Origin of the sequence: Escherichia sp. WS2035 (genome assembly GCF_046487065.1) — a bacterium.
Taxonomy (GTDB): domain Bacteria; phylum Pseudomonadota; class Gammaproteobacteria; order Enterobacterales; family Enterobacteriaceae; genus Escherichia; species Escherichia coli.
The window spans coordinates 38,739-50,139 of the sequence record NZ_JBJQKD010000024.1; the positions used below are offsets into that span (position 1 = coordinate 38,739).

Consider the following 11,401-nt stretch of genomic DNA (forward strand, 5'->3'; position numbering starts at 1 on the left):
TGCTTTTTTTACTTCACGGAATATTTCGCCACTGTCGCTTTCGCGCCATGCGCTAATAAAGACAAGTACGCTTCCGTCACTTTAGTCGTAAACAAGCTATTATCTGGCAAATCATCACCAAATATCGCCTTAATCGCCAACAATGACTGCACGCGCGCTGTCCCTTCAGCACTACTTTGTACTGCCTTCTGAATAACAGGTAACAGTGGGTCACTGATTTCTATCGGATTTCCCTGTTCATCAACACCACCGACATAACGCATCCAACCCGCGACGCCCAGCGCCAGCAGATCGAACTTGCTGTCATGCGCCAGATGCCAGCGAACAGAATCCAACATCCGCTGTGGCAATTTCTGGCTGCCATCCATCGCAATCTGCCAGGTTCGATGACGTAACGCCGGGTTGCTATAGCGTTCAATTAATCGGTTAGCGTAATCTTGCAAATCAACGCCCTGCACTTTCAGCGTCGGCGCTTGTTCCTGCAACATTAAGGTATACGCCGCATGACGATAATGTTCATCCTCCATGCAGTCATTAATGTGCTGATATCCGGCAAGATAGCCCAGATACGCCAGGAATGAATGACTGCCATTGAGCATGCGCAACTTCATCTCTTCATAAGGCAGCACATCACTAACCAGTTCGACTCCCGCTTTTTCCCATTCCGGACGTCCGGCAACAAAGTTATCTTCTATTACCCACTGGCGGAAAGGTTCACAGGCAACGCCTGCCGGATCGCGCACACCGGTAAGTTGTTCGATTTTCGCCAGCGTATCCTCTGTCACTGCGGGCACAATACGGTCCACCATTGTTGATGGGAAAGTCACGTTATCTTCGATCCATTGTGCCAGTTTTACATCAATGGCTTGCGCATAGGAAGTGACAACGTCACGCATAACATGACCGTTTTCTGGCATGTTGTCACATGACATGACGGTAAATGCGGGAAGTCCTGCCGCTTTACGGCGAGCCAGCGCCTCAACAATCACCCCTGTTGCAGTTTTCGGCTGGTGGGGATTTTGCACGTCGGCAACGACCATCGGGTGATCGAGCATTAACTGTCCGGTCGCCGGAGAGTGGAAATACCCTTTTTCGGTGATTGTCAGAGAGACAATCGCGATTTGCGGTTCACACATCGCAGCCAACACGGTTTCTAAGCCGTCTATTTGTACGTGTAAGGCTTTTTTAACGACGCCAACGACGCGAGCCGTCCACGCATCAGCCGACATTTCCGCAACGGTATAAAGATTATCTTGCTGTTGTAAATCGGCAATTTGCTGTTCGCCGCCGATTAAGTTGACCTCATAATATCCCCAGTCACTGAAATGTTCCGTAGCAAGAATATCGGCATACACGCCCTGATGCGCACGGTGAAATGCACCAAAGCCTAAATGAACAATTCTTGGGGCCAGGTTATTACGATCATAAACAGGGAGCGTCGCTTTTGCTGATAACAAATGATTTCCCATAACAATTCCTTAAAATTAAATATAGCAAGCTACATGTTTTTTTATATGAATAAAAATCCCCTCTCCGGTAAGAGAAGGGATTGAGGATTTACAGACTTCTGGACGGTTGCGCAGCTCTTACAACATGTGGTTGATCTTCTGCGGCGTCTTGCAGCGCACTTAAATCACGGTCTTTCACTTCTGGCATTTTCAGCGCAGAGATTAAACCAATCACAGAATATGCCATGATCATAATGGCGATCGGATACCAGGATTCCGTCATGGTGCAGAAAATCCCCGCCAGGATAGGACCAAAACCGGAAGCGATAAGACCACCAATTTCTTTAGAAATAGCCATTCGGGTAAAGCGGTTTTTACAGCCGAACATTTCTGCCATGGTAATGTTTTCCAGAGCAAATAATCCAAGCACCGCACAGTTATGAATCACAATCAGTGCAACCATAATGGTGCTCGGGGCATAGCTTTTATCTACGATGATAGAAAGCATTGGCCATGCCAGCACAATCGCAGAGGTATTCATAATAATATACGGGATCCGGCGACCAATTTTATCGGATAACCAACCAAGGAACGGAATGGTCATAAAGCCGAGAATCGAACTGATCATCAATGCATCTGTTGGAATTGCTTTGTTAAACAATAACGTCTGCACTAAATAGCCTGCAAGGAAAGTCTGAATTAAACCTGAGTTACCAGCCTGACCAAAACGCAGCCCTGTTGCCAGCCAGAAGGATTTGCTCTGGAACATGCTACCAGCAGGTGCAGGTTTTGCTGTCGGTTGGTTGCTGTCGTTAACCTTCTCAAAGACCGGGCTTTCTTTCAGATTCATACGCAACCAGATAGCAAAGACCATCACGACAACGCTCGCCAGGAAAGGTATACGCCATCCCCACGCCAGCAGTTCCTCTTTACTGAGAATGAAGAACATAAAGGCCCAGATTGCCGTTGCGCTCAAGGTTCCGCAGTTAGTTCCCATAGCCACAAATGAGGAGATAATTCCGCGCTTACCTTTTGGCGCATATTCCGCCAGCATCGTACCGGCACCGGAAATTTCCGCACCTGCACCCAACCCCTGAATAATACGCAGCGTCACCAGCAAGATGGGGGCAAAAACACCAATTTGTGCATAAGTCGGTAACACACCAATTAAGGTGGTACAGATCCCCATCATGGTGATGGTAATAAAGAGCACTTTTTTACGCCCTATTCTGTCGCCCATTTTGCCGAAAATAAATGCTCCGACAATACGTGCCACATAACCTGCACCATAGGTTCCCATTGCCAGAATTAACGCCATTGCCGTTGATGATTCAGGAAAAAATATTTCATGAAACACTAACGCTGCGCCGAGCGAATATAACTGGAAATCCATAATTCACAGGTGTTTTTTCCCATCCTGTGGTTTCCTTGGCGTTTTCTAGGTTTTTTCAGATAGTTGCATTTTTTAAAAAGCATCCTAAGTTCGATCTCAGTGTCTATCTGGGGCCTATTTCTGTCCCATATATGCCCCAAAAAAACTCCTCAACAGATAAGTAGTTTTTTCATGGAGTTACGCGTAAAATCAATAACGGCTGGAAATCATTCAATACTCGCACTATCGAAAAATTTACCAGCCAACCGCAGCACGTTCTTGCATAAGGCGTGTCTGCGGTTTTTCAACTATTCAGATACATCACTCCCATCACATTCATTCCTCCGCATCAAAGGCATATAGGCTATATCACCTTGATATTTTTCTTCTTCAGATAAAAACTGTTATCTATGTATACTTTTAAACCCAATCCGTGTAGAGTCTCTGCATAAGATAGTTTGCAGTTGCCACTTCAGCTTGCGCCATAAACCGCCTGATTTTTGCCGCCATCTGTTAGCATTCCTGTATACCTGAAACGACAATGTTTATCTACGAACTTTAAGAACACCCAGGATAAAAATTGTCAACTATATCATATATAACACATTACTAATTCGAGGCTATATGAACAGCATACTGATAATCACTTCGCTCCTTATCATATTCAGCATTTTTAGTCATGCTCTAATAAAATTAGGGATTGGCATATCCAATAACCCAGACAAAACCGATGTATAAGTCAACATATCCTGAATCAGACATACAATATCGCAATGAAAATCAATAATATTTTAAGGAATATATTCATGAAATCAAAAGACACCCTAAAGTGGTTCCCTGCGCAGCTTCCTGAAGTCAGAATTATCCTAGGGGATGCTGTAGTGGAAGTAGCAAAACAGGGAAGACCTATCAATACCAGAACATTGCTTGATTACATTGAAGGAAACATAAAGAAAAAATCATGGCTGGATAACAAAGAATTATTACAAACAGCGATATCAGTTCTTAAAGACAACCAAAATTTAAATGGTAAAATGTAATATAATAAACTTACTTCTTTATCATTTTTCCACTTTAACAACATTTTGCTCCACTTTTCCACGACCAAACAACTTGAAATCTGGTTAAAATAACACGCAACACTATTCTTCTTCCTTGAGTCCGCCCGGAACTCGAAAAACAAACCGAGTTAAAGCTATTTTTCACAAAATCGATTTTGGGTCTCACCAAAATTACGGGGTTGCATACGCATTCGTTTATTTTCGAACGTGTACATACAAACATGCACAAAAATAATCAAAATTATTTTCTGAGATGCATTATGATATGAACACCAATTTCGTATAGAGTCTCACTATGTCTCGAATTTTTGCTTACTGTCGGATATCAACGCTGGATCAGACCACCGAAAATCAACGCCGGGAAATCGAAAGTGCAGGTTTTAAAATCAAACCTCAGCAAATAATCGAAGAACACATTAGCGGCTCAGCAGCAACCAGTGAGCGTCCTGGTTTTAACCGGTTGCTTGCTCGCCTGAAATGTGGTGATCAATTGATTGTGACAAAACTGGATCGCCTTGGTTGTAATGCAATGGATATCAGGAAAACAGTGGAACAACTGACCGAAACAGGTATCAGAGTGCATTGCTTAGCATTGGGGGGCATTGACCTGACCAGTCCAACAGGAAAAATGATGATGCAAGTAATTTCAGCAGTCGCTGAATTTGAACGAGACCTTTTACTTGAACGCACTCATTCCGGGATAGTAAGAGCCCGGGGCGCAGGGAAACGTTTTGGTCGACCACCTGTGTTAAATGAAGAACAGAAACAGGTGGTATTCGAACGGATTAAGTCAGGTGTAAGTATAAGTGCCATTGCCCGGGAATTCAAAACCTCGCGGCAAACCATTTTAAGAGCCAAAGCAAAACTTCAGACACCTGACATATAAAAAATAATCTCGGTGTGAGATGCCTTACGTCTTCCAAGCCCCCTTCCTTGCCGTAAATGGAAAGATACATCTAATTATAGAATTTATATGTTTTACCCTACGGCAGTGCTGGCCATTCAATATCCTGTGCAGTTGACGTATCAACACGGTTCAGCAACACCCGATACTTCTTCCAGGCTTCCCGCAACGAGGTTTCTTCCTCCGTTGCATATACAGCTCACCTTTTTTCACCCACGATTAACCAACAGCCAGACCAGCAGACACGCCACCACCGGCACAGCAAAATCCATCAGGCTTGCCACATCCCACGCGCGCGGATCAAAACCGCCCCACCACGGCATATTCATTCGCTTGCCATGCCCGAACATTTCAATCCAGCGATATTCTGCCTGGGTGTGTTCACGCGCAATGAAGAACGTACAACCGGCTATCGCCCCGTAAGCCCAGTTCCCGGTAAAAAGACCAATCAGTAGCTGCGCAGCCACAGCACAAAGCGCATGAAGGAAAGGTGTTATATCCATTTTCATCCTACCCAATAAAACGGGGCGCTCGGCCCCTTAATATTATTTAGACGCAAGCGCCGCCTCAATTGCAGATAATCTTTGTCTTAATTCTGCGTTTTCTTCTTCCAGTGCTGTTATTCTGTCGTCTGACTCTCTGGCTACCTGAACAAGCAAGCCAGTAACACCAGAATAATCTACTGTGTAATAACGTTCACCTTCTTCACCTTCCGATCCGCTTGCACCGTCCTGATATTTCATTGCGGAACCTACAACTTCTGGGATTGCTTCCAGAGCTTCCTGTGCAATGACACCAGCATAGGGCATACCGTTTTCTTTAAGCGTGTATGTATAGCCGTTCATTTTACGGATGCGGTCGGTTGCATTATCGATCACCTGAATGTTGTCTTTCAGATCCCGGTCGGAATGCTGGTTAAATGCGGTGGCATGACATGCACCATTAACGCTTAACATATAGGTGTTATCGGTATTTTTCTGCGCATAGAACATATAAGCGCCACCATCAACACCGACTTCATAAACAACAGGACGGCTGGTGTTGCCCCACAATTGAGCAGTAACACCAGCATAAGCGGTTCCCTGTGTGTTTAATGTCATGGTTGACCCATGATTGGCATATTTGATCTGTAATGTGTCGGTGTAATCAAATTTAATAAGCGCGTTACTTCCACGCTTGCTGTATGACATAAGGCAGTTACCCATTTTGAGGTATCCGCTGTCACCGGGAAAAATCATCGTACCGCCATAAAGGTTGGTAAAGTCCCAGCAAATGTTTGTCCCGTTATCGTTCAGGTTAAGGCGCGCCATTGCGTTACCTGGACTGTCTATCCATTTTTTGAGGTATAGTTCGCAATACGCATCCTCAACACCTGCCGTCCTGTGAGTTGAGCGGAGTTTTCTCCCAAATATAGCTCCGCTAGTTGGCAATACCTGCTGATACCATGAAGCAGACCAGTCACCAACGATTTCATCTTTGCTGTCTACATATAATTTTGTTGCGTAGCTTCCTTGATCGTTTTTTAATTTGCTAACGTCGGATTTTAGCGTTTTGATGTCATCAGGAATTACTGTCGATGTAGCCATTTTTCTTCCTCACATCCAGCCACGAAGTTGATGCTCAACAGCAACCACGTATTCATCGAATAATGACGATATTTGCGAATCATTAATGATGCGCACGTTTACAAAATATCCGTCTTCCTTAACACATACCGGTTCGCCATCTTCAGTCAGTTCTCCGGTTTCTTTGTACACGTTACCTATCACGTCAATAAGAATATCATCCTGCATCGACTCGTCATCATAATAGCCAGTGCTATCCATAAAGGCCGAAAAGTCGGCCCTGTCGGCAAATTTGAGTGTTAAATCTTTCATTAGATTGACTCCCCCACCTGAGCATCAGTCAATGCCTTGTGCCATATTCTGAAATTCCTGACATGACCAAATAAATGACGTAACCCGGCTGTAGTCTGGCCTCCAATACGGATAATTGCGGTGTTCTGAATACAGGACCATGTGGTTTTTGTTTCGCTGGATATATGCCCGTTACTTACTGAGCACGTAGACTGCTCTGACTTTACACGCATCCCCATAACCATTTTTTCAAGCGATGCGTTTTCGTTTACCCGTCTGTTAGCTCCTCCAATATCGCAATAAGGAAATCCGTCGTAATCTGTTGAACGACCGAAGCCAAGAATAATAGCCGCTCCGGTTTGATGACCGCCGGTATCAAAAACACGTGGCGCTGCATTTGGCGTTTTATACCAGTTCTTATGTACCTCACAAAGAACCGTAAAAGGAAGATTATAAAGATTATTCTTAATTGGAACTGTAACTATATCGCTTGCGCGGGTCGCCGCCGTCGCTCCTGATATAATAAAAGATGATACACAAGGCCCATCTTCTACTTGTGGGGTGGCCAGATAAATATAGTCACCAGATACGGTTGCCCCGCTCTGCTTAGGAGAATACTGTATCTGAGAGCCTATTTTTAACTCCCCATCAATTGCCTGAATTGTTGCCTCTGCAAAAATCCATCCGGTAGCTTCGTCCTTTCTGACTCTCGCTGTAATCCTTGAGGCAGCACCGCCTGTCATATTAATTTCAAGCGTTTGTGTATCAATATACGCATCACCAAGAAAAGTTGTTGCGCTACCGTCATATTTATCAAACCGGATACGCAACCTTACCTGCAGTTCTGTTTTAAAACGACATGAGGTTGTCACGTGTTTATTATCGCCTGAGACATCAACTGACTTTGTTGCAGCAATTGATGCCATATTAATGGCTGAGGTTTGCCCAATCAGAGAATCGTTGCAGACAAACTTTCCATAGGTAAAACCAAAATTATCCGTCCCTGTTTCGGGCACATCCATATTTGACGATCGCCCCCAACTGGCAGGGCTTTCCGAATTGAGCATGTAGTTTGTTCTTTGCCCCTCAATAAGCAGGCCATCACGTTCAAATCGTGGCTCGTCAATGGCAGCCTCTGTCAGCACACCAGATTTGTTAATATAGGTTGCTTTCGATGCACGTTTAAACTTAACAATCTTGTCGCCAGGCATCGTTATTTCATCGTCACCAATAACAATTTTTTTATATGACGGCGAAAAGCCCGTAATCATATCCAGCGAATCGTTAAATGGTATCCACACATCAGGCAGCGGCTGTAAGACATATTTATACGGCTCCGCAGCCTGGCTTGCGTACTCTCTGGCTGCATCTTCGCTTGCTTTAGCTGCCGTCTGGCTTGCTGCCGATGCTTTCGCTGAGTTCGCAGCCGCTGTTTCGCTCACCTTTGCGTTGGTTTCACTGGTTTTTGCTGCTTTTTGACTGTTAGCTGATGCAGTGGCAGAAGCAGCCGCCGCGCTTGCAGAACTGGCTGCGGCACTCTCGCTTTGAGCCGCTGCATCCTGACTGCTTTTCGCCGCAGTTTCACTGGCTTTGGCATTCGTTTCGCTGGTCTTCGCTGCCGTCTGGCTGGACTTTGCGTTAGTTTCACTCGTCTTCGCAGCTTTCTGGCTGTTAGCCGTAGCAGTTGCTGATCCAGCTGCTGAAGTCGCAGAACCGGCTGCCGCGCTCTCGCTTTGGGCTGCTGCAACCTGGCTGTTTTTTGCCGCAGTTTCACTGGCTTTAGCATTCGTTTCGCTGGTCTTCGCTGCCGTCTGGCTGGACTTTGCGTTGGTTTCGCTCGTCTTTGCGGCTGTCTCGCTATTTTTCGCGTTGGTTTCTGATTTTTTAGCTGCTGTTGCGGAGTTTGCCGATGCAGTCTGCGAGGCCGCTGCCGCCTGTGCGCTGTTAGCTGCATTCGTTTCTGAGGTTTTCGCCGCGTTCTTCGATGATGCCGCTGCAGTTTCGGATTTCTTTGCCGCCGCTGCGCTCTGAGAGGCGGCTTCAGCGTTGCGTGCCGCTTCTTCCACCATTTCCTCAAAACGACGCAATGCCTCCGGCATGACATCATCTTCCGTCATGGCACCGAGAAAATCATTCAGCGTACCTGGTCTGGAACCTTCATAGACGGTAATGGTTCCGGCATGTGAAGGCGGAAAACCTTCAACAAGCAGGATAACGCTGTACTGGCCATACTCAACATCCATGCTGTAACGCCCGGCTTCATCCGGATTTTCAGAGGCCACCGTGTTCACCAGTACCGTGGTGCTGTTACGCTTTGCCTTCAGTTGAATAGTGCAGTTCTGTATTGGTTTTCCCGCACCATCTTTCAGCACACCTGAAATCTGTACTGCCATACTCACTCCACAAATAAAAAAGGCGCCATTTCTGGCGCCCGTATTGGGGTTATAAATATTTCAACGGATACTGATACCGGAAGCAGCTTTTTTGGTCACAATCACCGTACAGTCTGTGATGTTACCTGCGCCCTGATTGCCTTTCTGGAAAATCTTAAACTCCAGAGTGACGTTACCACCACCACTCGGCATATCAATAACCGCACTGTAACTACCGGGAATGGCTCCTTTAGTTTCTCTGGATGCGATTAATACGCCATTTTTGCGAACTTCAAAACCATAACCCGTGTATCGCGTACCTCCCGGGTTATTACCGCTCCCCGGATCGTCATACGCCACACCGTTAAAAATAATGGGCGGAATAATGATTTGGCGGTCAAAGTTATGATCATCGTAAATGGTGACTGTAACCGTCCCGTTTGGTGTTTCCGTGTTACCCCACGTACCAGCCTTTTTCGGGAATGATTTGGATACAGTTTTAACGAAGTCACCTCTGACCTGGTTCGCCTCCAGCATGCCCTTAATCGTACAGTTTTCATTTACCGTGACATTATTGAGCGTCCCGGAGTTCGCATTCACGTTACCGCTGATATCGGCATTTTTCGCCGTCAGCCGCCCGTCCGGTGTCAGGGAAAATACCGGAGGATTGCCGCCACTGGTAATGGTGGGAGCCGTCAGATACTTCAGGAACACTTCGTTCATGAATATCTGGTTGCCCTGCGCCACAAACATCGGCGTTTCATTCCCGTTTGCCGGGTCAATAAACGCGATACGGTTAGCGGCAACCAGGAACTGGCTCAGTTTGCCTTCCTCCGTATCCTCCATGCTGAGGCCAAGCCCCGCGACATAATGTTTGCCGTCTTTGGTCTGCTCAATTTTGACGCCCCACATGGCATTCCATTTATCGTTGGCGTCCTTCCACTCTTTCGAAAACTCCTCCAGTCTGCTGGCGTTATCCTCCGTCAGCTCGACTTTTTCCAGCAGCTCCTTGCCGAGATGGGATTCGGTTATCTTGCCTTTGAAAAAATCCAGGTAACCTTCCGCATCATCGCTCGCCCGACCGACGGCCTCCACGAATGCCGATTTGCCAACGGTGTTCACACTGCGGATATAAAAGTAATAATCATGGCCCGGTTTGATATTGATACTGGCGGCTATCCAGTACAGCGCCGTACCAAGATAGCGGGCTGTGGTTTCAACCTGCCTGATATCGGTAATCCGCTTTTCCGAGAACCAGAACTCAAACTGTACCGTCGGATCATAAACCGCAAGATGCGGCGTGGCGGTTATCTGAAAATAGCCCGGCGTCAGCTCAATCCGCGATGGTGCTGCCGGTGCGGCAATCCGGAACGATACCGACGCCGGATCGCCCTGCTGCCCCCACGCATTTACCGCCCGGACTGTCAGACTGTAATTTCCCAGAGCCAGCTGCCTGAAGCGGTATGTGGTTTCCGTCGTCCGGGCCGTGCTGACCAGCCGCTCACTGCCGTCATCCGCTGCCACGGTCAGGCGAAGCATAAAGCTCACGCCCTTCACCACCTTCGGCGTATCCCAGCGCGCCAGCACCTGGTATTCCCCGCTGTCTGCGGTGACTTCGGCGGTCAGGTGCTGCACCGCTGGCGGCGTGACACCATTCACCGTGCCGCTCTGGTCGCCGTCAAAGTGCGCCCCGTTATCCACGATGGCTTCTTTTTCCGGTACATGCTGCACGGCAGTGATGGCATACGTGCCGTCATCGTTCTCACGGATACTCACACAGCGGAACAGGCGCTGACGCAACGTCGGCAACTTCAGCCCCCACACACTGTATTCTGCAACGCCGTCAGGAACCCGATTCACTTTCACCTTAAGTCCGTCGGTGACGGACTGAACCTCCACGCTGACCGGATTACCACTTCCGTCAACCAGGCTTATCAGCGTGGTACCGGAGGATGGCAGCGTGATTTCACGGTCGAGCGTCAGCGTCCGGGTCTGGCTGTTCACCGCCAGCACGCGACCACCGGTGCTGATACCGGCATAGTCATCATCGCAGATTTCAATGACATCGCCCGGTACATGGCGAAGCCCTTCAGCACCCACGCTGAAATCCACGGTCTGCGTCTCCAGCAGTTCCGTTTTAATCAGCCACAGCCCGGCGCGGTGTGCCTGCCCCCGGCTGGTACAGCCAAAGGCATCCATCTTCGTGACATTACGACCGTAACGGGCAATGGCCTGCGTATCTTCAACAAGCTCTGTCGCCGTCTCCCAGCCGTTGTTCGGGTCAATCCAGTTCACCTCAACGGCATTATGGCGGTCCTTCAGGGCGCTGAAGCTGTAGCGGAACGGCGCGCCATCATCCGGCATCACCACATTACTGCGGTTATAGGT

General features: G+C 47.5%; 9 protein-coding genes and 2 pseudogenes. 3 read left to right on the top strand and 8 right to left on the bottom strand.

The window, feature by feature from the left end; translation table 11 throughout:
* Nucleotides 1-8: 8 nt before the first annotated feature.
* A complete protein-coding gene (locus ACJHX4_RS25145; protein ID WP_000526709.1) occupies nt 9-1,469 on the bottom strand; it encodes a mannitol dehydrogenase family protein in 1,461 nt (486 codons plus the stop codon).
* A gap of 88 nt (nt 1,470-1,557) precedes the next feature.
* Nucleotides 1,558-2,841: pseudogene (gene ydfJ, locus ACJHX4_RS25150) on the bottom strand (MHS family MFS transporter YdfJ); the annotation flags it as partial.
* Nucleotides 2,842-3,444: 603 nt separating this feature from the next.
* On the opposite strand from ydfJ, the gene ACJHX4_RS25155 reads away from it, so the two are divergent.
* The 3 genes from ACJHX4_RS25155 to ACJHX4_RS25165 all read left to right on the top strand — a co-directional run bounded on the left by ACJHX4_RS25155 (nt 3,445) and on the right by ACJHX4_RS25165 (nt 4,767).
* Nucleotides 3,445-3,558: a YnaM/YnfT family protein gene (locus tag ACJHX4_RS25155; RefSeq protein ID WP_120795384.1), complete on the top strand. Its 114-nt coding sequence runs from the start codon at nt 3,445-3,447 to the stop codon at nt 3,556-3,558.
* A 68-nt stretch (nt 3,559-3,626) separates the two neighbouring features.
* Nucleotides 3,627-3,860 carry a cold shock protein YdfK gene (ydfK, locus tag ACJHX4_RS25160; protein ID WP_000836768.1) on the top strand — a complete coding sequence of 78 codons (234 nt, stop codon included), beginning with the start codon at nt 3,627-3,629 and terminating at the stop codon, nt 3,858-3,860.
* A 316-nt stretch (nt 3,861-4,176) separates the two neighbouring features.
* On the top strand, nt 4,177-4,767 hold the full coding sequence (locus tag ACJHX4_RS25165) for a recombinase family protein (RefSeq protein ID WP_000086527.1): 591 nt from the start codon (nt 4,177-4,179) through the stop codon (nt 4,765-4,767).
* A gap of 97 nt (nt 4,768-4,864) precedes the next feature.
* Here ACJHX4_RS25165 and ACJHX4_RS25170 read toward each other — a convergent pair.
* From ACJHX4_RS25170 to ACJHX4_RS25195, 6 genes and pseudogenes are all read right to left on the bottom strand, one after another.
* Nucleotides 4,865-4,975: pseudogene (locus ACJHX4_RS25170) on the bottom strand (tail fiber assembly protein); the annotation flags it as partial.
* A gap of 19 nt (nt 4,976-4,994) precedes the next feature.
* A complete protein-coding gene (locus ACJHX4_RS25175; RefSeq protein WP_000355601.1) occupies nt 4,995-5,288 on the bottom strand; it encodes a hypothetical protein in 294 nt (97 codons plus the stop codon).
* 42 nt (nt 5,289-5,330) lie between these two features.
* The gene (locus ACJHX4_RS25180; protein WP_001353819.1) at nt 5,331-6,371 is read right to left on the bottom strand and encodes a tail fiber domain-containing protein; all 1,041 of its coding nucleotides are present in this window, start codon (nt 6,369-6,371) and stop codon (nt 5,331-5,333) included.
* 9 nt (nt 6,372-6,380) lie between these two features.
* Nucleotides 6,381-6,662, bottom strand: a complete 282-nt coding sequence (locus tag ACJHX4_RS25185) for a hypothetical protein (protein ID WP_000654143.1) — start codon at nt 6,660-6,662, stop codon at nt 6,381-6,383.
* Complete coding sequence (locus ACJHX4_RS25190; RefSeq protein WP_000290533.1) at nt 6,662-9,034, bottom strand: prophage tail fiber N-terminal domain-containing protein; 2,373 nt, start codon at nt 9,032-9,034, stop codon at nt 6,662-6,664. The genes ACJHX4_RS25185 and ACJHX4_RS25190 overlap by 1 nt, the downstream gene beginning before the upstream one ends.
* A gap of 60 nt (nt 9,035-9,094) precedes the next feature.
* The coding region (locus ACJHX4_RS25195; protein WP_259637051.1) for a host specificity protein J at nt 9,095-11,401 on the bottom strand (2,307 nt) is incomplete at its 5' end.

Bases quoted from the DNA above. Each gene is read 5' to 3' on its own strand.
- ACJHX4_RS25145 (WP_000526709.1), bottom strand. From the start codon at position 1,469: ATGGGAAATCATTTGTTATCAGCAAAAGCGACGCTCCCTGTTTATGAT.
- ACJHX4_RS25155 (WP_120795384.1), top strand. From the start codon at position 3,445: ATGAACAGCATACTGATAATCACTTCGCTCCTTATCATATTCAGCATT.
- ydfK (WP_000836768.1), top strand. From the start codon at position 3,627: ATGAAATCAAAAGACACCCTAAAGTGGTTCCCTGCGCAGCTTCCTGAA.
- ACJHX4_RS25165 (WP_000086527.1), top strand. From the start codon at position 4,177: ATGTCTCGAATTTTTGCTTACTGTCGGATATCAACGCTGGATCAGACC.
- ACJHX4_RS25175 (WP_000355601.1), bottom strand. From the start codon at position 5,288: ATGGATATAACACCTTTCCTTCATGCGCTTTGTGCTGTGGCTGCGCAG.
- ACJHX4_RS25180 (WP_001353819.1), bottom strand. From the start codon at position 6,371: ATGGCTACATCGACAGTAATTCCTGATGACATCAAAACGCTAAAATCC.
- ACJHX4_RS25185 (WP_000654143.1), bottom strand. From the start codon at position 6,662: ATGAAAGATTTAACACTCAAATTTGCCGACAGGGCCGACTTTTCGGCC.
- ACJHX4_RS25190 (WP_000290533.1), bottom strand. From the start codon at position 9,034: ATGGCAGTACAGATTTCAGGTGTGCTGAAAGATGGTGCGGGAAAACCA.